A 23836-nucleotide genomic window follows, 5' to 3' on the forward strand; every position below is an offset into this window, starting at 1 on the left:
CCTGCGACCCGCCAGTTGTTGTGGTGGGATCGGCTATGGCAATAAAGGTGGCGCTGGAGCATCGCACCAGCTACACGTTCGACAGACTCGTCAAGGTGTACCCGCACGTGGTGCGGTTGCGCCCGGCCCCGCACTCGCGCACCCCGATCGAGGCGTACTCGCTGCAGGTCGAACCGGCCGATCACTTCATCAACTGGCAACAGGATGCCTTCGGTAACTTCGTGGGGCGCTTGGTCTTTCCGAGCCGCGCCACCAGCCTGAGCATCACCGTCGGACTGATCGCCGACCTCAAGGTCATCAACCCCTTCGACTTCTTCATCGAGGAATGGGCCGAAACCGTCCCGTTCACGTATCCGGACAACCTGCTCGAGGATCTCAAGCCCTACCTGCGCCCGGTCGACGACGCCGACGAGTTGACGGAGGCCTGGGTCCGAGACTTCGAGGTGGTGCCGGGGACGGGCACCATCGACTTCCTGGTAGCGCTCAACCGGGCGGTCAATGCCGACGTCGGCTACAGCGTCCGGCTCGAACCTGGCGTCCAGGCACCGGATTTCACCCTGCGCACCGGCATCGGGTCCTGTCGGGATTCCGCCTGGCTCCTGGTGGCGATCCTGCGGCGGATGGGCTTCGCGGCCCGCTTCGTGTCCGGCTATCTGGTGCAGCTGAGCGCCGACATCGAGGCGCTGGACGGGCCGTCGGGACCGGTCGCCGACTTCACCGACCTACACGCCTGGACCGAGGTGTACATCCCGGGTGCCGGCTGGGTCGGCCTGGACCCGACGTCGGGCCTGCTGGCCGGCGAGGGCCACATCCCGCTGTCGGCCACCCCGCATCCGGAGTCGGCCGCGCCGATCACCGGGGCTGTCGAACCGTGCGAAACCACCCTGGACTTCGTCAATGTGGTGACCAGGGTGCACGAGGACCCGCGGGTGACCCTGCCGTACACCGCATCGGCCTGGGAGTCGATCCGGGCCCTCGGCGCGGTCATCGACAAACGGATGGCCGAGCGCGACGTGCGGCTGACCGTCGGCGGCGAACCCACCTTCGTCTCGATCGACAACCAGACGGACGCGGAATGGACAACGGCCGCCGACGGACCGCACAAGCGCACGCTCGCCTCCGCGCTCACCGCGCAGCTCAAGGAGGCGTGGGCCCCGGACGGGCTGGTGCACCGGAGCCAGGGCAAGTGGTATCCGGGAGAACCGTTGCCGCGCTGGCAGATCGGTCTCATGTGGCGCACCGACGGGACACCGCTGTGGACCGACCCGGCGTTGCTGGCCGACCCGTGGTCCGGGGAAACCCACACGGCGGCGCCGGATGTGGACCGCCGGCTGCTCACCGAGATCGCCGCCGGGCTCGGGTTGCCGGACAGTCAGGTGCGTCCGGCGTACGAGGATGCGCTCGCCCGGCTGGCCGATGCCGTGCGCCGGCCGGATGGTGATCCGGTCACCGAGGACCTGACCGACGACGCTGCGTCACAGCGGAAAGCCCTGGTGGACAAGCTCGATGCCGCGGTGACCGAACCTGCCGCCCACGTCCTGCCGCTGCATCGCCGAGACGACGACACCGGCTGGGTGTCCGCCGACTGGCAACTGCGCCGCGGTCGGCTGGTGCTGACCGCGGGCGATTCGCCGGCCGGGCTGCGGTTGCCGCTGAGCTCGATCAGCTGGCATCCGCCGCAGCCGGTCCCGGACGCCGACCCGCTGGCGGGGGAGAGCGCCACGGTCCCGAACCGGCCCGCCGCGGTGGTCAGCGCCGACGGCGCACCACCCACCGCGCTGGTGGCCGAGGTGCGCGACGGTCTGCTGTACGTATTCCTGCCGCCCACAACGACATTCGACGACTTCACCGACCTGATCGGCCGCATCGAGCAGGCCGCCGCCCAGCTCGGCGTCCCCGTCGTGATCGAGGGATACGGGCCACCGTCCGACCCGCGACTGGAGCAGATGACCGTCACCCCCGACCCGGGTGTCATCGAGGTCAACGTGGCACCCACGGCCACCTTCGCCGAACAGGCCGCACAACTGGAGACCCTGTACGAGGCCGCCCGGCAGGCCCGCCTCGGCACCGAGGGTTTCGACGTCGACGGCACCCACGGCGGTACCGGCGGTGGCAACCACATCACCCTCGGCGGCATCACGCCCGCCGACTCACCGCTCCTGCGCCGGCCCGACCTGCTGGTGTCGATGCTGACGTACTGGCAACGCCACCCGGCGCTGTCCTACCTGTTCTCCGGCCGGTTCATCGGAACGACGTCGCAAGCGCCGCGGGTCGACGAGGGTCGGATCGAGGCGCTGTACGAGCTGGAGATCGCGTTCGCCGAGATCGCGCGGGTTGCCGATGACGGCGAAAACCGCGCCTGGGTCACCGACCGCGCCCTCCGGCACCTGCTCACCGACATCACCGGCAACACGCACCGCGCCGAGTTCTGCATCGACAAGCTCTACAGCCCGGACAGCGCGCGCGGTCGCCTGGGCCTGCTGGAGCTGCGTGGTTTTGAGATGCCGCCGCATTTCCAGATGGCCATGGTGCAGTCGCTGCTGGTGCGGTCGCTGGTCGCCTGGTTCTGGGACGAGCCGCTGCGGGCCCCGTTGATCCGGCACGGCGAGAACCTGCACGGCCGATACCTGTTGCCGCACTTCATTGTTCAAGACATCGCCGAAGTGGCCGCCGACCTGCGGGCGCACGGCATCGCGTTCGACACCAGCTGGCTGGACCCGTTCACCGAATTCCGTTTTCCCCGGATCGGCAGCGTGATCGCGGGCGGCGTCGAGCTGGAGCTGCGCGGGGCCATCGAACCGTGGAACACGCTCGGTGAGGAATCCACCGGCACCGGGACTGCCCGCTACGTCGACTCCTCGGTGGAGCGGCTGCAGGTCCGGGTGATCGGCGCCGACCGGCACCGCCACCTCGTCACGGTGAACGGCCACCCCGTCCCGCTGCTGGCCACCGACAACCCCGACGTCCAGGTCGGCGGGGTCCGGTACCGGGCCTGGCAGCCACCGAGCGCGCTGCACCCCACCATCACCGTCGACGGCCCGCTGCGCTTCGAACTGGTCGACGGGTTCACCGGATTCTCGAAAGGCGGCTGCACCTACCACGTCTCGCACCCGGGCGGGCGCGCGTACGACACCCCGCCCGTCAACGCCGTCGAGGCCGAGTCCCGGCGCAGCCGGCGTTTCGAGGCCATCGGCTTCACCCCCGGCACGGTCGATCTGGCCGATCTTCGGGAGAAGCAGGCCCGCCAATCCACCGATGGCGGAGCGTCGGGCATCCTCGATCTGCGCCGGGTGCGTACCGTTCTGCGGTAATGGTTCTCCGTACACACAGTTCCCCAGCCCTGGCCGAGGATGCGGCGCCCGTCGGCGACCCACTGGCCGGGTATCGGGCCGACCGCGCCCAGGAGCCCTTGTTCGACGTCCGTGACCTGGCCGCCAGTGCGGGCTACGACGAGCTGGTCGACGAGTCGGGCGCGATCCGGCCGGCCTGGCAGGAGCTGACCGACTGCGTTCGGGACCGCGGTCGGACCGGCCTCGATCAGCTGCGCGGGGTCGTGCGGGAACTCGTCGACAACGACGGCATCAGCTACGTGCAGGTAGACCGGGATGGCGCGGCCGTCATCGATGTCGACGGCACGCCGGTGGTGGACACCTGGCAGCTCGACGCCCTGCCCTTGGTGTTGTCCGCGGCAGACTGGTCCACCCTCGAATCCGGACTGGTGCAACGTTCCCGGCTGCTCGACGCGGTACTGACCGACCTGTACGGGGCCCGCCGCTCCATCACCTCCGGCGTGCTGCCGCCGGAGTTGTTGTACGGCCATCCCGGTTACGTGCGTGCGGCCCGCGGTATCGCGGTGCCGGGCCGGCACCAGCTGTTCCTGCATGGCTGCGACGTCAGCCGCCATCGCGACGGTGGCTTCGCAGTGAACGCCGACTGGACCCAGGCGCCCTCCGGGGCCGGGTACGCCCTGGCCGACCGTCGGGTCGTCGCGCACGCGGTGCCCGAGCTGTACGAGAAGGTGGCCCCGCGTCCGGCGTCGCCGTGGTCCCAGGCATTGCGGCTGGCGCTGATCGATGCCGCGCCAGAGGCCGCGCGGGAACCGGTGGTGGTCGTGCTCAGCCCCGGCAGTCATTCCGAGACGGCCTTCGACCAGGCCTACCTGGCCAGCGTGTTGGGCTTCCCGCTGGTGGAGAGCGCCGACCTCGTGGTGCGCGACGGCAAGCTCTGGATGCGCTCGCTCGGCACCCTCAAGCGGGTCGACGTCGTACTGCGCCGCGTGGACGCCGAGTATGCCGATCCGTTGGATCTGCGCCCGGACTCCCGGCTCGGCGTGGTCGGACTCGTCGAGGTACTGCGCCGCGGGGCGGTGACCGTGGTGAACACGCTCGGCAGTGGCATCCTCGAAAGCCCGGGCATCACCCGATTCCTGCCGGAACTGGCCGAGCTGCTCACCGGCGAGACCCCGGAACTGCCGAGCGCCCGATGTTTCTGGGGCGGTATCGACGCCGAGCGCTCGCATCTGTTGAGCAAGATGTCCACCCTGCTGATCCGGCCGGTGAACGGCGGCCCGGCGATCGTCGGCCCAGCGCTGTCCGCGGCCAAGCGGTCCGAGCTGGCGGCCCGGATCACCGCCGCCCCGTCACAGTGGATGGGCCAGGAACTGCCCGAGTTCTCCACGGCGCCGATGGACCTGCTGCCCAGTGGATTGTCCGCGGGCAGCGTCGGGATGCGGCTGTTCACCGTCGCCCAGCGCGGCGGCTACGCGCCCATGATCGGCGGGCTGGGTTACGTGCTGGCGCGGGGACACGCCGCGTACGGCATGGAAACCATTGCGGCCAAGGATGTCTGGGTGCGTTCGCCCGACCGGGCCGCGGTGGTGCAGGCGCAGCCGGTCGACCTACCGGGTATGACTCCGAGCCCGACGCGCGCGGTAAGCTCGCCCCGGGTGCTCTCCGACCTGTTCTGGCTGGGCCGGTACGCCGAACGCGCCGAGTTCACGGCGCGACTGCTCACCGTCACCCGGGAGCGCTACCACGAATTCCGTTACCGGCGAGACCTCGCCGGCAGTGACTGCGTGCCGATACTGCTGACCGCACTCGGCCAGATCACCGGCACCGACACCGGAGCCGACGGCGACTACGCCGAACAGCTGGCCATCACGCCGACGACCTTGTGGGCGCTCACCGCCGACCGGCACCGCCCGGGTTCGCTGGCGCAATCCGTCGAACGGCTGGGCCTGGCCGCGCGCGCGGTCCGCGACCAGATGTCGAACGACACCTGGATGGTGCTGGCCGCCGTCGAACGTGCGGTGCTGCAGCCATCCGACCGAGCGCGGCAGCGCCAGGGCACGACACTGTCGCCCCCGAATTCGAAGACCAAGGGCGAGGCGTACCTGTCCACCGCGCCCAGCCAGACCCTGGCCGGGATGCTGGCCCTGTCCGGCGTGGCGGCCGAATCCATGGTCCGCGACGTGGGCTGGACCATGATGGACATCGGCAAGCGCATCGAGCGCGGCCTCGGCTTGACGGCGCTGCTGCGGGCCACCCTCACCACCGGCCACAGCGTCGAGACCGAGCGGACCGTCAGCGAGTCGGTGCTCGTGGTGTGCGAATCGGCGGTGATGTACCGCAGGCGCATGCTGGGACAGGTGAGCGTGGCCGCCATCGCCGACCTGGTGTTGTTCGACGAGGAGAACCCGCGGTCGCTGGCCTTCCAGTTCGAGCGGTTGCGCGCCGACCTGCGGGCACTGCCGTCCTCGACCGGGTCCACCCGCCCGGAACGCATGATCGACGAGATCGCCGCCCGCCTGCGACGTCAGGATCCGGCCGACCTGGAGCACGTCACCGAGGAGGGGCGGCGCGCCGAACTGGCCGAGCTCCTCGACGGTATGCACGCCGATCTGCGGGAGTTGTCCGAGCTGATCCGGGCCGCGCACCTGGCCCTCCCGAGCGGCATGCAGCCGCTGTGGGGTCCTGACGAACGGCGGCAGATGCCATGACCCGCGAATACCAGATCACCCATCGCACGCGGTACCGCTACTCCGACGTCGTCACCAGCTCGTACGGCCGCGGGTTTCTGACCCCACGCGACAGTGATCAGCAGCGTTGCCAGTCGTATCGGTTGAACATCGATCCCGAGCCGGCCGACCGCTCCACCAGTCGGGACGCCTACGGCAACATCAGCTCGTATTTTCATGTGACAGAACCACATCACGAACTCATCGTGACCGGGCGCAGCATCGTGGAGGTCGACCCGCCGCCGGTCGAGTGGTATGGGGCAGGGGCTGCCGTGGCGCCGTGGGAGCACGCCCGCCCGGCCGGGCCCGACGGGGCGCTGGCGGCCGAGTTCGTGCTGGATCTGAAATCCGCCGAGATCACCGAGGCGGTAAAGGATTACGCCGCACCGAGTTTCGCTCCGGGGCGGCCGCTGATCGAGGTACTGCGCGACCTGAACTCGCGCATCTTCACCGACTTCACCTACCGGTCCGGGTCGACGACGGTGTCCACCCGGGTCGCGGAGGTGCTGGTTGCCCGCGAGGGGGTGTGCCAGGACTTCGCCCGCCTGGCCATCGCCTGCCTGCGCGCGAACGGCCTTGCCGCCAGCTATGTTTCGGGCTACCTGGCCACCGATCCGCCGCCGGGCAAGGAACGGATGGTGGGCATCGACGCCACCCATGCCTGGGCCTCGGTGTGGACACCGGGGAACCAGTGGCTGGGGCTGGATCCGACCAACGACCAGATGGTCGACGAGCGCTACATCGTGGTCGGGTTCGGCCGCGACTACGCCGACGTCCCGCCGCTGCGCGGCATCATCTACACCGACTCCGAGCGCAGCGTCATCGACGTTTCGGTGGACGTCGCACCGCTGGCCGGAGGCCCACTGCATGCGTGACTTCAACTGCCCCAACTGCGGTCAGCGGCTGGCGTTCGACAATTCGGTATGCCTGGGCTGCGGCAGCGCACTGGGCTTCTCGCTGGAGAACATGGCGCTGCTGGTGATCTCGCCCCCCGACGGCACGGGTAACAGCGACCATGCCGGCTCGGTGGCCTCGACGGACTACCAGCTGTGCGCGAATCTGCATCTGGCCGAATGCAATTGGCTGGTTCGGGTCAGTCCGGTGCCGCAACTGTGCGTGTCGTGCGCGCTGACCCGCACCCGTCCCGGTGACGATGACACCAAGGCCATGTCGGCGTTTGCCGATGCCGAGCAGGCCAAGCGCCGACTGATCGTGGAGCTGACCGAACTGGGCCTGTCGATGGACGGGCTCGGCTTCGACCTGCTGTCCAGCGAGCACCAATCGGTGCTCACCGGGCATCAGAACGGGATCATCACCCTGGACCTCGCCGAGGGTGACGACGTGCACCGCGAACAGCTGCGCGTCGCCATGGCCGAGCCGTACCGAACTCTGCTGGGCCACTTCCGTCATGAGATCGGGCACTACTACTTCTACCGGCTCGTGCAGCCGTCAGCAGAGGCGAGCGCACGCTTCACCGCGTTGTTCGGGGACCCCGACAGCGACTACCAGGCGGCGCTGGACCGGCACTACCGCGACGGTGCGCCCACCGGCTGGGAGCGGCAGTACGTGTCGTCCTACGCCACCATGCATCCGGCCGAGGACTGGGCCGAGACGTTCGCGCACTATCTGCACATCCGTGATGCCCTCGACACCGCGGCGGCCTTCGGTTTCGCGCCCGCCGGGGCCACCTTCGACCGGCGGGTGCTGGGGCCCAGCGGATTTGACACGCTGATCGAGCTCTGGCTACCGCTGGCCTGGGCGTTGAACATGGTCAACCGGTCGATGGGCAAGGACGACCTCTACCCGTTCGTGCTGCCGGCCGCGGTACTGGAGAAGATGCGGTTCATCCACGCGGCGGTGAACGAATCGGCCTGATCGCCGGCACAGTTCTGCGCGGCGCGTTGACGCGGCCCACAGCGATAGAGCACGATCGCGCCCATGATGTGCGTAAGGGTGGGGGCAGCGGTACTAATGGGTCTGGTGGCCCTCTCGCCGGCTGCATGTAGCTCGAAAACCACGGTCAAAGCGGACGACGCCGCCAAGCAGGTGGTCAAACTGGTGTCCGACCAGAACAAGTTCACGCCCACCGACGTGAAGTGCCCGTCCGACGTGGAGGCCACCAAGGGCGGCCAGTTCGACTGCCACTTCACCGGACCGCGCAAGGTGCAGTACGTCGCGCACATGAAGATCGTCAAGGTCGACGGCGAGCGCATCACCTGCGACATCAAGGTCGAGAAGGCCCCGTAACCCGTCATTCGTAACCGGGCCGTGACGAAAACGCGGGTGGCGCAACCAGATCTGGCCCGCGCGGGTTTCTAGGATCGGTCCTGTGAGCGACCGATACGGATCCGATGTGCTGGCCCGCAACCCGAACGCCAAGAAGCGTTCGACCGAGCAGCCCGCCGAGAAGGGGCTCGTGGTCGAGTGCGCCACGACCGGCTTCGTGGGCGCTGTGGTGCAGGTCGAGTACGGCCGAATGGTCCTCGAGGATTTCGACGGTTACCGCAAGCCGTTCCCGATCGGTCCGGGCTACCTGGTCGACGGCAATCCCGTCATCCTCACCGCGCCCAAGCGCACCGCACCCGCCGCCCCCACCCGCACCGCATCGGGTTCGGTTGCGGTGCAAGGACATCGCGCCCGCACCGCGCTGGCCAGCCGAATCTACGTGGAAGGCCGCCACGACGCCGAACTCGTCGAGCAGGTGTGGGGCCACGACCTGCGGGTCGAGGGCGTCGTGGTCGAGTACCTCGGCGGTGTCGACGATCTGGCCGCCATCGTGCGCGAATTCGAACCAGGGCCGGGCCGCCGCCTCGGCGTGCTCGTCGACCACCTGGTGTCCGGGTCGAAGGAGGCGCGCATCGCCGAGCAGGTGCGGCGCGGCCCCGGCGGCGAGCACACATTGGTGGTCGGCCACCCGTTCATCGACATCTGGCAGGCCGTCAAACCCGCCCGCATCGGGCGGCAGGCGTGGCCGGTGATCCCGCGCGGCATCGAGTGGAAGCACGGGGTCTGCGACGCGCTCGGCTGGCCGCACGCCGACCAGGCCGACATCGCCCAGGCGTGGCAGCGGATCCGCGGCCGGGTGCGGGACTGGAACGACCTGGAACCCCAGCTGATCGGACGGGTCGAGGAGTTGATCGACTTCGTCACCGCACCCGCCGATTGAGCCGGGCGGTCACTCCGACCGTGAGATCAGGATCGAGTTGGAGCTGACGGCCAGCATGGCGGCCCGGTCCAGCAGCGCCTCCTTCGTCATCCCGGCAGGGCGGTCGATGGCGATTCGCAGCGCGAGTTGGAGCATCATGCCCATCCCGAGATAGAGGATCTCGTCGACCGCGGTGTCGGGGAGATGCGGGTAATGGTGCAACAACGCCAGGCGCGCAATGTGATACAGGTGCTCCTCGATACCGGGCAGCACATTGCTCTGGCTGCCCAGCGGGAGGTCGTTGATCACGGCGCCCATCACGCCCCGGTGGTCTTCGAGGGCGTCGACCAGTGCCGAGAGCACATGGCGGGCGCCCGTCACCATGTCCAGCGACAGACCTTCGGCGAGCGCCGCGACCAAGCGGCGCATGATGTCGTCTTCGGTGCGCGCCCGCAGCGCGACGATGATCGCGTCCTTGTCGGCGAAGTACCGGTAGACGGTGCCGATGCTCACATGGGCGTTCTTCGCGATCTGGTTGGTGGACACAGCGTGATAACCATCTCGGTCCAAAAGCTGAGCTGTCGAATCAAGAATCTCGTTGATCGATTGCTGCGAGCGCTTCTGCACCGGCACACTGCGGCCTGAACTGGACATTTAGCGAACCTCTCAACCCATCCTGATGGAAGAAAAAGTGAGTAGAAGACGAGTTCCGCTCGATTCTAGGCTGAATGTGATGGCGAACACAGCCACAGAGAGGTGGCCAGTCATGATGCTGCTCGACGACCTGATCCGCATGGTGGTGCCACTCGACGACGGGTCGGTGCCCGACCTGTCGCCGGTGTGGGCCGAACTGCGCAGGCGCCCGACAGCGCTGCTCAACCCCATGGACCTGTTCTTCGAGATCCAGCGGCCGGAGTACTTCAAAAAGGCGCGGTTCGACGGCCCGGCCGGCGACCCGGGGTGGTTCGGCCCGGACAGTGCCGCCTGGTACGTGCACACGCACACCCCGTCGGTGGTCGTCGGCATGGTCAACACCGCGATGATCGACATCCTGCACCAGGACATCCAGTACTCGGTGTATGACCACTCCAAGCTGGTCGGACGCCGTCCCGACGGCAGCGTGCGGTCCGGAACCTTTTCCAGCAGCGGGCTCATCGTCCGTGCCGGACATACCTTTTCGTTCTTCACCGGGGTCATCTACGGCTCCACCGACACCGCCGAGTCGCTGTGCCAGACCGTGAAGGCCATGCACCACCGGGTCAAAGGGACGCGGCCGGACGGCAAAACGTACGACGCCGATGAACCGGAGTTCTTCCGGTGGACGTACGCCAGCGTGGTCGACGGCCTGGCGGGAGCGCACCGCCGGTATCACCCGAAGCCGTTGCGCGGCAATGATCTGGACGACTTCTATCGCGACTACGCGCGGGTCGGGGAGGCCTTGGGTGGCACGGACCTGCCGCAGACCCGAGCCGAATGCCGCCGCGTGCTCACCGAATCCCCGTCGGCGGCCGAGGTGGGGCTCAACGCCGACAACATCAAATATCTTCAGCTGCTGAACCCGCCCGGCATCACGCCGCTGCGCCCGATCTACGACTTCGCGTACTGGGTGATCATGGACATGATGCCCGAACCGGTACAGCAGGCGGTCGGCTTCAAGCAGCCGAATCTACTGGTGCGCAATGGATATCGGCAACTCGCTCGAACGCTGCTCAATGCCCCGCGGATGCTCGGTGAGATACGCGAGGTGGAAGCCGCCAACCGACGGGTGCGATCCATCAGCCCGGTCGAACGGATCGCGTCATGACCATCCCGGCGCAGCAGGACCTGCACCCGTACGACTACTACTACCGGCCGGGCATGCCGATGCGGCCGGCGCCGCCGCGGCTGCGTCGCGCCCCCGCCTGGGCGGACCGGCCCGTGTTCGACGAGTTCCGGCCAGGAACGCTGACCGACGCACAACGCGACCTGCTGGAGCTGTTCATCGACCACTACTGGCAGGGCGACCCGCTGATGGATGCGGTGGTGGAACGGTTCCGGGTGATCAGTGTCGCGCGCGGCCGCCGATTGCTGGAGCAGGCGCTCGATCACGGGATCGACAGCCTCGACGACCCGCCGGCTGAACTCGTGGATTTGTTTGCCAGCCTTGACAATCCACCGGACTGGCACGATCCGGTGGTGTGGGAGCGCGGTAGGCGGCTGTGGATCGACTGCTCGCTGGCAGGCAAGGTCGGGATGGGTATCCAGGACGCGATCGGCACCTTCGTCGGCGCCGAGGTGTCGTCGGCGACCGGCGCCACCAAGCGCTTCGTCACCGCTCCGCTGGTGCGCAACCTGGAAACCGCCAAATGGTTCCACGACGCGACCAAGCCGGGCTTCATTGACCGGTACAGCCCCGAGTTCAAGGAGACCGTGCGCGTCCGGCTCATGCATTCGCAGGTCCGCCTGGGGCTGCGCAGGTCTTGGGGCGATGACCATTTCAGCGTCCACGGCAACCCGATCTCGACCAGCACCACCATGGGTGCGGCGGTGACGTTCGGCCTGCTGCCGATGCTGACCGACCACAATCACGGCAGACGACGCTCGGTCGCCGAGTTCGATGCCGTCATGCGCTACTGGGCCTACATCGCGTACGTCTTCGGGGTCACCCCGGAGATCATCCCCACCACCGCGCAGGACGGAATCATGTTGGCGGACTACATGATCTCCACGGCCGGCGGTCCGACCGACTGGACCGCGCAGATGACGCAGGCGGCGGCCGACGGCCTCGGCGGCATCGCGGGCCTGCCCGGCCTGCTGGCTCGCGCCGCCGTCGCGCCGGTGGTCGGGATGGTCGCCTACTACAGCGGTGATGCGTTGGCACGTGCGCTGGTGTCGGCGACGCCGTACCGCGATGTCGCCATCCAGCCGTGGAAAGCGCTGACCGGTGTCGCTGTGCACGCCGGCGTCAAGTCCCGCATGGTCCTGGACCGCATTCCCGGTGCCGGGCTGCGGCGTGCGCTGCGGGCCCGCCACAGCGATCCGTGGTGGGCCGTCAACGTACAGATCGCCACGATGCTGGCCCGGCGCGGCGGGATCACCGGCACTCCCTACCGGCACCACGACCGCACGCCCGACGTCCCGCGTGGTTGTCCGATGCACTGAACTCGCGACGTGGCACGCTGGACCCGTGTCTGACGGGCTGTTCGATGTAGGAGGCGATGCCGAGCCGGCGTCCGGTTCCGTCGTGGCCGCACCGCTGGCCGTGCGGATGCGGCCGGCCGGACTCGACGAGGTCGTCGGCCAGGATCACCTGCTCAAACCGGGGTCGCCGCTGCGCCGGCTGGTCGAGGGATCGGGCGCGGCCAGCGTCATCCTCTACGGGCCGCCCGGTACCGGCAAGACCACGCTGGCGTCCCTGATCTCCGGGGCCACGGGGCGTCGGTTCGAGGCGCTGTCGGCGCTGTCGGCGGGCGTCAAGGACGTTCGCGCCGTGATCGACGAGGCCCGGCGCGCCGCCATCCACGGCCGCCAGACCGTGCTGTTCATCGACGAGGTGCACCGCTTCTCCAAGACCCAGCAGGACGCGCTGCTGGCCGCGGTCGAGAACCGCGTGGTGCTGCTGGTGGCGGCGACCACGGAGAACCCGTCGTTCTCGGTGGTGGCGCCGCTGCTGTCGCGGTCGCTGATCCTGCAACTGCAGCCGCTGACCGCCGACGCCGTGCGGGCCGTGGTGGAGCGGGCGATCACCGACCCGCGCGGGTTGGGCGGCGCGGATGTCGACGACGACGCGGTGGAGCTGCTGGTCAAGCTCAGCGCCGGGGATGCCCGGCGGGCCCTGACGGCGCTGGAGGTCGCGGCGGAAACCGCGGGCGAAGAGCGCGTCACTGTCGAGGTTGTCGAGCAATCGCTGGATCAGGCCGCGGTGCGCTACGACCGCGACGGCGACCAGCACTACGACGTGGTCAGTGCGTTCATCAAGTCGGTGCGCGGCTCCGACGTCGACGCGGCACTGCATTACCTGGCGCGGATGCTGACCGCGGGGGAGGACCCGCGGTTCATCGCCCGCCGGCTGATGATCCTGGCCAGCGAGGACATCGGCATCGCCGATCCCACCGCACTGCCGACGGCGGTGGCTGCCGCGCAGACCGTGCAGCTCATCGGGCTACCGGAGGCCCAGCTGACGCTGGCCCACGCGACGGTGCACCTGGCGACAGCGCCGAAGTCCAACGCCGTGACCGTCGCCCTGGGGGCGGCGATGGCCGATATCAAGGCCGGCAAGGCCGGTCAGGTACCGACGCATCTGCGCGACGGGCACTACGCCGGTGCGGCCGCACTCGGCCACGCGCAAGGCTACAAATACGCACACGACCACCCGGGTGGTGTTGCGGCGCAACAGTATCCGCCCGATGAGCTGGTCGGCGTCGACTACTACCGGCCCACCCCGCACGGGGCGGAACGGGAGATCGGCGGCCGACTGGAGAAGCTGCGCGCCATCATCCGGCGGCGTCGTTGATGGCTGCCCCGGGCCGGCGCTAGACGAGTTCGGGCACCCGCAGGTGCGCGATGGCCAGGTCGAACGCGCAGTCGGCGATCTCCGACGCGCCGGCCGCCTGCACCGATTCGATCTTCAGTGCCGTGGCCTGCTCCCAGTAGTCCTCCATCAATTCACGGGTGCGGAACGACGCCGACGACACCGCGCGGCCCGAGCCGCGGTCGACCAGCAGGCTGGCGCTGCAGAACCCGGGCAGGTGCTCGATCTGCCGCAGCACGGTGTCGCGGAAGTAGTCGATGCCGGCCTCCATCAGATCCGGCGGCACGGTGAGCCAGGTGGCCCGCACGCACGCGCCGTTGCCGCGCTCGCGGTGCAGGACGGCGATCTCCCATTCCTCGACCATCGGGGCGCCGGCGCCGAACCGTTCGGCGGCCAGGTTGCGGAGCCGTCGGCCCTCTGTGGCGCTGTAGTGCAGGGCGTCCTCGGACTCCCAGGCGCTGGTGGCGATGCACCGGCCGGTTTCCCGGTCGACCATCAGAGACAGGCCGATGGAGCCGGGCAGTTCCTGCAGCACAGGCATGACCTCGTCGCGGATGTGGGCGATGCCGGCATCGATCTGGTCAGGGCGCGCCATCATCGTGGTAGAACGTGCGAACACGGTCCACCCCCTTGTTGTTCAGGGCGGCGCTCCGGTGGCGCCACCGGGATAAAGACAACTGTCCTCCCCGGCGGTACGACGCACAATGGATGTACGGGCTGGGGTCAAAGTCGTGAACCTGCAGACCGGTACTGTTATGCGGGCAACTACCCGGTCGATGAAGGACAGCAGCACGTGCAGACACACGAGATCAGGAAACGATTCCTCGATCATTTCGTGAAAGCGGGCCACACCGAGGTGCCGAGCGCATCGGTGATCCTGGACGATCCGAACCTGTTGTTCGTCAACGCCGGCATGGTGCAGTTCGTGCCCTATTTCCTGGGCGACCGCACCCCGCCCTATGACAAGGCGACCAGCGTGCAGAAGTGCATCCGCACGCCGGACATCGACGAGGTGGGCATCACCACCCGGCACAACACCTTCTTCCAGATGGCCGGCAACTTCTCGTTCGGCGACTACTTCAAGCGCGGCGCCATCGCGCTGGCCTGGGATCTGCTGACCAACTCGGTGTCCGAGGGTGGCTACGGCTTCGACCCCGAAAAGCTCTGGGCCACCGTCTATCTCGATGACGACGAGGCCATCGGACTCTGGGAGGAGATCGCCGGACTGCCGCCGGAGCGCATCCAGCGCCGCGGCAAGGCCGACAACTACTGGTCCATGGGCATCCCCGGCCCGTGCGGCCCGTGTTCGGAGATCTACTACGACCGCGGCCCCGAGTACGGCATCGAAGGTGGCCCCGAGGCCAACGAGGACCGCTACATCGAAATCTGGAACCTCGTGTTCATGCAGAACGAGCGCGGCGAGGGCACCAGCAAGACCGACTTCGAGATCCTCGGCCCGCTGCCGCGGCAGAACATCGACACCGGCATGGGTGTCGAGCGCATCGCCTGCCTGCTGCAGGGCGTCGACAACGTCTACGAGACCGACCTGGTCCGTCCGGTGATCGACATGGTCGCTTCGGTGGCGCCCCGGCACTATGGCGCCGGCAACCATGCCGACGACGTGCGCTACCGCGTCATCGCCGACCACAGCCGCACTGCCGCGATCATCATCGGCGACGGCGTCACCCCGGGTAACGAAGGCCGCGGCTACGTGCTGCGCCGCCTGCTGCGCCGCATCATCCGCGCCGCCAAGCTGCTCGGTGTCGAGCAGCCGATCATGTCCGAGCTGATGGCCACCGTGCGCGACACGATGGGTCCGTCGTACCCCGAGCTGGTCACGGACTTCGAGCGCATCAACCGCATCGCGGTCGCCGAGGAGGTCGCCTTCAACCGCACCCTCGCGGCGGGCTCGCGGCTGTTCGAGGATGCGGCCGCCGCCACCAGGGCCGCCGGCAAGACCGTCGTCTCCGGCAGTGACGCCTTCACGCTGCACGACACCTACGGCTTCCCGGTCGAGCTGACGCTCGAGATGGCGGCCGAAGCGGGCCTGTCCGTCGACGAAGAGGGCTTCCGCGGCCTGATGGCCGAGCAGCGGGCGCGCGCCAAGGCCGACGCCGCCGCTCGCAAGCACGCGCACGCCGACCTGTCCGCCTTCCGCGACCTGGTCGACGCCGGCCCGACCGAGTTCACCGGCTTCGACGAATTGACTTCCGAGGCAAGGATTCTCGGCATCTTCGTGGACGGCAAGCGCGTTCCGGTGGTGACGCACGGCGGTGAAGAGGCGGTGGGGTCCGGCCGTATTGAACTCGTGCTGGATCGGACCCCGCTGTACGCCGAGTCGGGTGGCCAGATCGCCGACACCGGAACGATCACCGGCACTGGGTCTTCGGCCACGGCCAAGGCCGCGGTCACCGATGTGCAGAAGATCGCCAAGTCGCTGTGGGTGCACACCATCAACGTCGAGTCCGGTGAGTTCGTCGAGGGCGACACCGTGACCGCCGCGGTCGACCCGACCTGGCGCCGCGGCGCCACCCAGGGGCACTCGGGCACGCACATGGTGCACGCGGCACTGCGACAGGTGTTGGGCCCCAACGCTGTTCAGGCCGGTTCGCTGAACCGTCCGGGTTACCTGCGGTTCGACTTCAACTACCAGGGCGCGTTGAGCGACGAGCAGCGCAGCCAGGTCGAGGAGGTCACCAACGAGGCGGTGCAGGCCGACTTCGAGGTGCACACCTTCAACGAGAAGCTGGACAAGGCCAAGGCGATGGGCGCCATGGCGATGTTCGGCGAGTCCTACCCGGACGAGGTCCGCGTGGTGGAGATCGGTGGACCGTTCTCCATGGAGCTGTGCGGTGGTACCCACGTCCAGCGCTCGGCGCAGATCGGCCCCGTGACCATCCTCGGCGAGTCGTCGGTAGGTTCGGGTGTGCGTCGCGTCGAGGCCTACGTCGGGCTGGACTCGTTCCGGCACCTGGCCAAGGAACGTGCGCTGATGGCAGGCCTGGCCTCGTCGCTGAAGGTGCCCTCGGAAGAGGTGCCCGCCCGCGTGGCCACCCTGGTCGAGAAGCTCAAGGCCGCCGAGAAGGAACTCGACAAGGTCCGCCTGGCCGGCGCCAAGGCCGTCGCCGCCAACGCCGCGGCAGGCGCCGAGGTCATCGGCAAGGTGCGCCTCGTCGCGCAGCGGATGGCCGGTGGCTTCTCCGGCGGTGACCTGCGCACCCTGGTCGGCGACATCAAGGGCAAGCTGGGCTCTGACCCGGCGGTGATCGCACTCATCGCCGATTCGGGCGACTCGGTGCCGTACGTGGTGGCCGTCAACGCCGCCGCGCAGGACCTGGGATTGAAGGCCAACGAACTGGTGCAGCAGCTGGGCACCGCGGTCGATGGTCGTGGTGGTGGAAAGGCCGATCTGGCACAGGGTTCCGGTAAGGGGGCAGCGGGTATCGACGCGGGTCTGGCCGCGCTACGCGCTGAACTGGGCCGGAGCTAGCTTTGGCCGATTCCGACCGCATGCCCGACCGCCCCGGGGCCGACGACCCAGGTCGCGGTCGCCGGCTCGGCATCGACGTCGGTACGGTGCGGATCGGCGTCGCGGTGTGCGACCCGGATGGCATCTTGGCGACGCCCTTGGAGACGGTGCGTCGCGACAAGACCGACAAGCACCTGGCTCGGTTGGTGAAACTGGCCGGTGAGCAGGACGCGGTGGAGATCGTGGTCGGACTGCCTCGCACACTCAAGGACAGGGCCAGCAGCTCGGCGCTGGATGCGATCGAGGTGGCCGACGCGCTGGCGCTCCGGGTTGCTCCGACCCCGGTGCGGATGGCCGACGAACGCTTGACGACGGTCACCGCGCAGCGCTCGCTGCGGGAGGCCGGTGTGCGCGCGAAGGGGCAACGTCAGATGATCGATCAGGTCGCAGCCGTCGGCATCCTGCAGAACTGGCTGGACCTGCGCCGCACTGTGCTGGCCGCCGCGGCACGCAATGAGGCCGACGAATGAGCCCGGCCGAGGACATGATTCCCGACGCTCCCAATGACGACGACGAGTGGGGCAGCACCCGCATCAAGCCGGAATCGGTGGGCCGGCCCCGCCGGGGCATGAGCCGGGCCGAGCGGGCCCGCGCCGAGCGCAACCGCAAGCGCCGCCGTCGCCGCAGCATCGTGGCGCTGACGGTGTTCATCGTCGTCGTGGTCAGCGCGGTGTTCCTCGGATCCCGGCTGTGGCACGGCGTCTTCGGATCGGGCAACGACTACTCCGGCGACGGTGGCAGCGACCTCGTCATCGAGGTGCACAACGGCGACTCGACCACGGCCATCGCGCAGACCCTGCTCGATCACGGCGTCGTGGCGAACGTGAAGACGTTCGTCCAGGCTGCCGAGGGCAACAAGGCGATGACCGAGATTCAGCCCGGCTTCTACAAGATGCGGACCGAGATTTCGGCGGCCAACGCGGTGTCCCGGCTCACCGAGAAGAACAATCGGGTGGGCCGGCTGGTGATCCCGGAGGGCCGCCAGCTCGACGACACCACCGACGTCAAGACCAACAAGATCAACCAGGGCATCTTCAGCCTGATCTCGGCAGCCTCGTGCGTCGACCTCGACGGCAAGCACAAGTGCGTGCCCGCCGCGGAGCTGAAGAAGGCCGCCGGCGCCGCCGATGTCTCGGCATTGATGGTGCCGAGCTGGGCGGCCGGGCCGGTGAAGGCGTTGGGCGCCGACCACCGCAGGCTCGAGGGCCTCATCGCGCCGGGCACCTGGAACGTCGACCCGGCCGGCACGCCGGAGTCGATTCTGGCGAGCCTGATCAGCTCGAGCGGTCACCAGTACGAACAGGGCGGCCTGCTCGACGCCGGCGCGACCGCCAACATGACGCCGTACCAGATCCTGATCGTGGCGTCGCTGGTGCAGCGCGAGTCCAACCCGCAGGACTTCGCCAAGGTGGCCCGCGTCATCTACAACCGGCTGGCCACCCCTGATCATCGCAGGCTGCAGTTCGACTCGACGGTGAACTACCCGCTGGACCGGCAGGAGGTGGCCACCACCGATGCCGACCGCGAGCAGGCGACACCGTGGAACACCTATGCACGCGAAGGCCTTCCGGTCACGCCGATCTGCTCGCCTGGTCAGCCTGCCGTCGTCGCGGCGCAGGACCCGGCGCCGGGGGACTGGCTGTACTTCGTGACCATCGACCTGCAGGGCACGACGGTGTTCACCCGGGACTACCAGCAGCACCTCGCCAGCATCGAGCTCGCCAAGCGCAACGGCGTGCTCGACAGTGCCCGATGAGAGCTGCGGTACTGGGTTCGCCCATCGCGCATTCGCGGTCCCCGCAGCTGCATCTGGCGGCCTACCGCGAGCTCGGTCTCACCGACTGGACCTACGACCGCATCGAGTGCACCGAGGCCCAATTGCCCGGCCTGGTAGGCGGTTTCGGTCCGGAGTGGGTCGGTGTCTCGGTCACGATGCCCGGCAAGTTCGCGGCGCTGCGGTTCGCCACGGAACGCACCGCGCGGGCTGAGCTGGTCGGCTCGGCCAACACCCTGGTGCGCATCGACGGCGGCTGGCGGGCCGACAACACCGACGTCGACGGGGTCGTCGGCGCGCTCGGTGAGGTGTCGGGTGCCGCAGCAGTGTTGGGCTCCGGTGGCACGGCGCCCGCCGCGATGGTGGCCTTGGCTGCTCTGGGGATCGCCGAGATCGCCGTGGTGGCCCGCAATGCCGACAAGGCCGCATCTCTGGTGGAACTGGGGGACAAGCTCGGCGTGCAGGCCCGATGGGTAGCGCTGGGTGAACCGCTGAATTCCCTTGGCGTGGTGGTCAATACGTTGCCGGCGGACGTGGCGGGCGAGTTCTCGGGGACTGTCGCCGGCACCGCGGTACTGCTGGATGCCATCTACGACCCATGGCCGACGCCGCTGGCCGCCGCTGTTGCCGCCGCCGGTGGCCGCGTGGTCAGTGGCCTGCAGATGCTGCTGAACCAGGCCTTCGCCCAGGTGGAGCAGTTCACCGGGATGCCCGCGCCGCGCGAGGCCATGGCCGCGGCGCTCGCGGCGACGTGAGCGCCTCACCCCAAGGCATTTGATCCAGAGCTGTCACAAACCGTGACATTGTCATCATGTGCTGACAATGTCAGCCGAAGCTGACAGGTTCAGATCGCACATGTCCCAGGGAGAGCCGACACGCCCGGCGCCCTGTTTTGGTGTCGGGACGCCCCGCGTAACTCGCCTAGCCTCGAAAGATGGGGGCGGGCTTGATCGTTGGGGCCTGGATGGTCGCGCTCTGTGTCTACGACCTCCGGGAGCGACGCCTACCGAACTGGCTGACGCTGCCCGGGGCGGCGGCGATTCTGCTGGCCGCCGTTGCCCTGCACCGTGGGGCCGCAGCACTGACCGGTGCTGTGGCCCTCTTCGGCCTGTATCTCCTGATCCATCTGCTGAGCCCACGCGCGATGGGCGGCGGTGACGTCAAACTCGCGCTCGGGCTGGGCGCGCTGACCGGGATGTTCGGCGCCGACGTGTGGGTGCTCGCGGCCATCGGGGCGCCGCTGCTCACCGCGGGCTATGCCGCGGTCGCTCTGATGCGACGGGCGGGACGGACTGTGCCGCACGGCCCGTCGATGTGCCTGGCGAGTGCCACGGCCGTCGTGCTGGCGATCGGTTGAGTTAGCCTGTCCCGCATCATGAGTACCCGCGTTGCCACCACTGCTGATCTGTCTGCCATCGCCGACATCTACGCGCACTACGTAGTCAACAGCGTGGCGTCGTTCGAACTCGAAGCGCCGGCAGCTGATGAGTGGCAGACGCGGTTCGCGAAGGTCGCCGCCGCCGGCCTGCCCTTCCTCGTGGTCGAACGTGACGGCCGGGTCGCCGGGTACGCCTACTGCCTGCCTTGGAAAGCCCGGCCCGCCTATCGGGGCACGGTGGAGGACTCGATCTACCTGGCGCCGTGGGCCACCGGACAGGGCGCGGGCTCGGAACTGCTGCGCGCGCTGCTGGAGGCGTCGCGCGCCGCGGGTGTGCGCGAGGTGATCGCCGTAATCGCCGACAGTGGCGATCCGTCGTCCATCGCGCTGCACAAGAAGCTGGGTTTCGACGACGCCGGCCGGCTGCGCAAGGTCGGCCACAAGCACGGCCGCGACATCGACACCGTGCTGCTGCAATGCAGCCTGCGCTGACGGATTTCAGCCGGTAAACCCCCTCATGGGACAATGGGACACGTGTTGCGATGGACCACAGCAGGTGAATCCCACGGCCGCGCCCTGGTGGCCATGCTCGAAGGCATGGTGGCCGGTCTTTCGGTGACCTCGGACGACATCGCCACGCAGTTGCAGCGGCGTCGTCTCGGCTACGGTCGCGGTGCCCGGATGAAGTTCGAAAAGGACGAAGTCACGCTGCTCGGCGGTGTTCGGCACGGCCAGACGCTGGGCGGCCCGATCGCCATCCAGATCGGCAACACCGAATGGCCCAAGTGGGAGACCGTCATGGCCTCCGACCCGGTCGACCCGGCCGCGCTGGCCAACACCGCGCGCAACGAGCCGCTGACCCGGCCCCGGCCCGGTCACGCCGACTACGCCGGCATGCTCAAGTACGGCTTCGACGACGCCCGCCCGGTTCTCGAGCGCGCCAGCGCCCGCGAGACCGCGGCCCGTGTCGCCGCCGGCACCGTTGCCCGCGCGTTCCTGAAGCAGGCCCTCGGCGTGGAGGTCGTCTCGCACGTCATCTCAATCGGCGCGTCCAAGCCCTACGAGGGTCCGGTCCCGGGGCCGCAGGATCTCGACGCCATCGACGACAGCCCGGTGCGTGCCTTCGACAAGGACGCCGAGGAGTCCATGATCGCCGAGATCGAGGCCGCCAAGAAGGACGGCGACACCCTCGGTGGTGTGGTCGAGGTTGTCGTCAGCGGACTGCCGATCGGCCTCGGCTCGTTCATCAGCGGCGACAACCGGCTGGACAGCCAGCTGGCCGCGGCCGTGATGGGCATCCAGGCCATCAAGGGCGTCGAGATCGGTGACGGCTTCGAGACCGCGCGGCGCCGTGGCACCGTCGCCCATGACGAGATCTACCCGGGCCCCGACGGCATCACGCGCTCCACCAACCGCGCCGGCGGCCTGGAAGGCGGCATGACCAACGGCCAGCCGCTGCGGGTCCGCGCCGCGATGAAGCCGATCTCGACCGTGCCGCGCGCGCTGGCCACCGTCGATATGGCCACGGGCGAAGAGGCCGTCGCCATCCACCAGCGTTCCGATGTGTGCGCCGTGCCCGCGGCCGGTGTGGTCGTCGAGGCCATGGTGGCGCTGGTCGTGGCCCGGGCCGCGCTGGAGAAATTCGGCGGCGACTCGCTGACCGAGACCCGCGCCAACGTCGAGAACTACCTCCGTGCGGTGCATGAGCGCGAACCGCAGATGTCCGGATAAATCTATGACTCCCAAGGCTGTACTGGTCGGCATGCCCGGTTCGGGCAAGTCGACGATCGGTCGGCGGTTGGCGAAGGCGCTGCAGGTGCCGATGCTCGACACCGACGCCAAGATCGTCGAGACCACCGGTCGCAGCATCGCCGACATCTTCGCCGAAGGTGAACCGGTGTTCCGCAAGATCGAAGCCGACGTCATCCGCGATGCGCTCGCCGAACACGACGGCGTCGTCTCGCTGGGCGGTGGCGCGGTGACCACCCCGGAGGTGCGTGAAGCGCTAGTCGGCCACACCGTCGTCTACCTGGAAATCAGTGCGGCAGAAGGTGTTCGGCGTACCGCGGGCGGCGGCCGTCCGCTGCTCGCCGGCGACGACCCGGGCACCAAGTACCGCGAGCTGATGGCGCAGCGCGTGCCGCTGTTCCGGCAGGTCGCCACGCTCCGCGTGAACACCAACCGACGCAATCCCGGTGCCGTGGTACGCCACATCGTGCACCGTCTCGAGCAGCCGCGCTGCGACGAGCACTCCCGGCGCCGCCGCCGTTCGGCGKGGCGCCGGCTGCCCACGGTCCTGAACCCCGGACCGACCACCGAGGCCCCGCCGAGTCCTGCGGCACTGGCCAAACGTTTGAAAGGCTCGCAGTGTGACTGAAGCTGTCGTCGACCCTGTAGTTGTGAACGTGAACGTCGACCGGCCCTATCCGGTGATCATCGGAACCGGGTTGCTCGGCGACCTCGGCCGGGTCCTGCAGGGACGGCACCGCGTCGCGATCCTGCACCAGCCGGTACTGACCCAGACCGCCGAAGCGATCCGTAGTTACCTGGCGGACAACGGAATCGACGCGCACCGCATCGAGATCCCGGACGCCGAGGCGGGCAAGGAACTGCCCGTCGTCGGCTTCATCTGGGAAGTGTTGGGGCGCATCGGAATCGACCGCAAGGACGCCGTCGTGAGCCTGGGCGGGGGCGCGGCCACCGACGTCGCCGGGTTCGCCGCGGCGACCTGGCTGCGGGGCGTGGACATCGTGCACGTGCCCACGACGCTGCTCGGCATGGTCGACGCCGCGGTCGGCGGCAAGACCGGCATCAACACCGACGCCGGCAAGAACCTCGTCGGCGCCTTCCACCAGCCGCTGGCGGTACTGGTCGACCTCGCGACGCTGGAATCGTTGCCGCGCAACGAGATCATCGCCGGCATGGCCGAGGTCGTGAAGGCCGGCTTCATCGCCGACCCGGTGATCCTGGACCTGATCGAGGCCGATCCGGAGGCCGCTCTGGATCCGACCGGAACGGTGCTGCCCGAGCTAATCCGCCGGGCCATCGCCGTCAAGGCCGAGGTCGTCGCCGCCGACGAGAAGGAATCGGCACTGCGCGAAATCCTCAACTACGGCCACACCCTGGCGCACGCCATCGAACGGCGCGAGCGCTACCAGTGGCGCCACGGCGCCGCGGTGTCGGTGGGCCTGGTGTTCGCCGCCGAGCTGGGCCGGCTGGCCGGTCGCCTCGACGACGACACCGCTGACCGCCACCGCCGGGTGCTCACCGCGCTGGGCCTGCCGGTCAGCTACGACGGCGACGCCTTCCCGCAGCTGCTCGAGTCGATGGCGGGGGACAAGAAGACCCGTTCGGGCGTCCTCCGTTTTGTGGTGCTCGACGGACTGGCCAAGCCGGGCCGGCTCGAGGGGCCGGACCCGTCGCTGTTGGCGGCGGCCTATTCAGTGGTGGCGAAGGACTGATCTGGTTCCTGAACGCCAACTGG

20 protein-coding genes are annotated in these 23836 nt (G+C 68.8%); 18 read left to right on the top strand and 2 right to left on the bottom strand.

The window, feature by feature from the left end; all coding sequences use genetic code 11:
• The first annotated feature begins 35 nt into the window (after positions 1-35).
• The 6 genes from AC1U2B_RS03595 to AC1U2B_RS03620 all read left to right on the top strand — a co-directional run bounded on the left by AC1U2B_RS03595 (position 36) and on the right by AC1U2B_RS03620 (position 9182).
• Positions 36-3311 carry a transglutaminase family protein gene (locus tag AC1U2B_RS03595; RefSeq protein ID WP_480215681.1) on the top strand — a complete coding sequence of 1092 codons (3276 nt, stop codon included), beginning with the start codon at positions 36-38 and terminating at the stop codon, positions 3309-3311.
• Complete coding sequence (locus tag AC1U2B_RS03600; RefSeq protein WP_480215682.1) at positions 3311-5998, top strand: circularly permuted type 2 ATP-grasp protein; 2688 nt, start codon at positions 3311-3313, stop codon at positions 5996-5998. The genes AC1U2B_RS03595 and AC1U2B_RS03600 overlap by 1 nt, the downstream gene beginning before the upstream one ends.
• Complete coding sequence (locus AC1U2B_RS03605) at positions 5995-6891, top strand: transglutaminase family protein (protein WP_480215683.1); 897 nt, start codon at positions 5995-5997, stop codon at positions 6889-6891. Before AC1U2B_RS03600 ends, AC1U2B_RS03605 begins: the two co-directional genes overlap by 4 nt.
• Positions 6884-7891 (top strand): zinc-binding metallopeptidase family protein, encoded by a 1008-nt coding sequence (locus tag AC1U2B_RS03610; protein ID WP_480215684.1) that lies wholly within the window; start codon positions 6884-6886, stop codon positions 7889-7891. The genes AC1U2B_RS03605 and AC1U2B_RS03610 overlap by 8 nt, the downstream gene beginning before the upstream one ends.
• A 105-nt stretch (positions 7892-7996) precedes the next feature.
• A complete protein-coding gene (locus AC1U2B_RS03615; protein WP_480215685.1) occupies positions 7997-8263 on the top strand; it encodes a DUF4333 domain-containing protein in 267 nt (88 codons plus the stop codon).
• 82 nt (positions 8264-8345) lie between these two features.
• Positions 8346-9182 carry a DUF3097 domain-containing protein gene (locus tag AC1U2B_RS03620; RefSeq protein WP_480215686.1) on the top strand — a complete coding sequence of 279 codons (837 nt, stop codon included), beginning with the start codon at positions 8346-8348 and terminating at the stop codon, positions 9180-9182.
• Between the two features lie 9 nt (positions 9183-9191).
• Here the strand turns inward: AC1U2B_RS03620 and AC1U2B_RS03625 are convergent, their stop codons facing one another.
• Positions 9192-9815 (bottom strand): TetR/AcrR family transcriptional regulator, encoded by a 624-nt coding sequence (locus AC1U2B_RS03625; protein WP_260939154.1) that lies wholly within the window; start codon positions 9813-9815, stop codon positions 9192-9194.
• Positions 9816-9927: 112 nt separating this feature from the next.
• Between AC1U2B_RS03625 and AC1U2B_RS03630 the strand changes: the two genes are divergently transcribed.
• The 3 genes from AC1U2B_RS03630 to AC1U2B_RS03640 are packed head-to-tail and all read left to right on the top strand — an operon-like array spanning position 9928 to position 13653.
• Complete coding sequence (locus AC1U2B_RS03630) at positions 9928-10965, top strand: oxygenase MpaB family protein (RefSeq protein WP_480215687.1); 1038 nt, start codon at positions 9928-9930, stop codon at positions 10963-10965.
• Positions 10962-12302, top strand: a complete 1341-nt coding sequence (locus AC1U2B_RS03635) for an oxygenase MpaB family protein (RefSeq protein ID WP_480215688.1) — start codon at positions 10962-10964, stop codon at positions 12300-12302. Before AC1U2B_RS03630 ends, AC1U2B_RS03635 begins: the two co-directional genes overlap by 4 nt.
• 25 nt (positions 12303-12327) lie before the next feature.
• The gene (locus AC1U2B_RS03640; RefSeq protein ID WP_043392766.1) at positions 12328-13653 is read left to right on the top strand and encodes a replication-associated recombination protein A; all 1326 of its coding nucleotides are present in this window, start codon (positions 12328-12330) and stop codon (positions 13651-13653) included.
• Positions 13654-13672: 19 nt separating this feature from the next.
• On the opposite strand, the gene AC1U2B_RS03645 is transcribed toward AC1U2B_RS03640, so the two are convergent.
• On the bottom strand, positions 13673-14290 hold the full coding sequence (locus tag AC1U2B_RS03645; protein ID WP_480215689.1) for an antibiotic biosynthesis monooxygenase: 618 nt from the start codon (positions 14288-14290) through the stop codon (positions 13673-13675).
• 174 nt (positions 14291-14464) lie between these two features.
• On the opposite strand from AC1U2B_RS03645, the gene alaS reads away from it, so the two are divergent.
• The 9 genes from alaS to aroB all read left to right on the top strand — a co-directional run bounded on the left by alaS (position 14465) and on the right by aroB (position 23813).
• Entirely contained in the window at positions 14465-17161 is a 2697-nt protein-coding gene (gene alaS, locus AC1U2B_RS03650; protein ID WP_480215690.1) for an alanine--tRNA ligase, read from the top strand.
• A gap of 2 nt (positions 17162-17163) precedes the next feature.
• Positions 17164-17670 (top strand): Holliday junction resolvase RuvX, encoded by a 507-nt coding sequence (gene ruvX / locus AC1U2B_RS03655; protein WP_480215691.1) that lies wholly within the window; start codon positions 17164-17166, stop codon positions 17668-17670.
• On the top strand, positions 17667-18956 hold the full coding sequence (locus AC1U2B_RS03660) for an endolytic transglycosylase MltG (protein WP_480215692.1): 1290 nt from the start codon (positions 17667-17669) through the stop codon (positions 18954-18956). The genes ruvX and AC1U2B_RS03660 overlap by 4 nt, the downstream gene beginning before the upstream one ends.
• Positions 18953-19729 (top strand): shikimate dehydrogenase, encoded by a 777-nt coding sequence (locus tag AC1U2B_RS03665; RefSeq protein ID WP_480215693.1) that lies wholly within the window; start codon positions 18953-18955, stop codon positions 19727-19729. The genes AC1U2B_RS03660 and AC1U2B_RS03665 overlap by 4 nt, the downstream gene beginning before the upstream one ends.
• Before the next feature lie 179 nt (positions 19730-19908).
• Positions 19909-20331, top strand: a complete 423-nt coding sequence (locus AC1U2B_RS03670; RefSeq protein WP_480215694.1) for a prepilin peptidase — start codon at positions 19909-19911, stop codon at positions 20329-20331.
• A gap of 18 nt (positions 20332-20349) precedes the next feature.
• Positions 20350-20844, top strand: coding sequence for a GNAT family N-acetyltransferase (locus tag AC1U2B_RS03675; RefSeq protein ID WP_480215695.1), 495 nt, complete (start codon positions 20350-20352; stop codon positions 20842-20844).
• Between the two features lie 42 nt (positions 20845-20886).
• Positions 20887-22083 (top strand): chorismate synthase, encoded by a 1197-nt coding sequence (aroC, locus tag AC1U2B_RS03680; protein ID WP_480215696.1) that lies wholly within the window; start codon positions 20887-20889, stop codon positions 22081-22083.
• Between the two features lie 4 nt (positions 22084-22087).
• Entirely contained in the window at positions 22088-22729 is a 642-nt protein-coding gene (locus AC1U2B_RS03685) for a shikimate kinase (RefSeq protein ID WP_480215697.1), read from the top strand.
• Positions 22722-23813 (top strand): 3-dehydroquinate synthase, encoded by a 1092-nt coding sequence (gene aroB, locus AC1U2B_RS03690; protein WP_480215698.1) that lies wholly within the window; start codon positions 22722-22724, stop codon positions 23811-23813. The genes AC1U2B_RS03685 and aroB overlap by 8 nt, the downstream gene beginning before the upstream one ends.
• Positions 23814-23836 lie beyond the last annotated feature (23 nt).

The sequence above is a fragment of the Mycolicibacterium sp. P4_G11 genome (assembly GCF_056555145.1).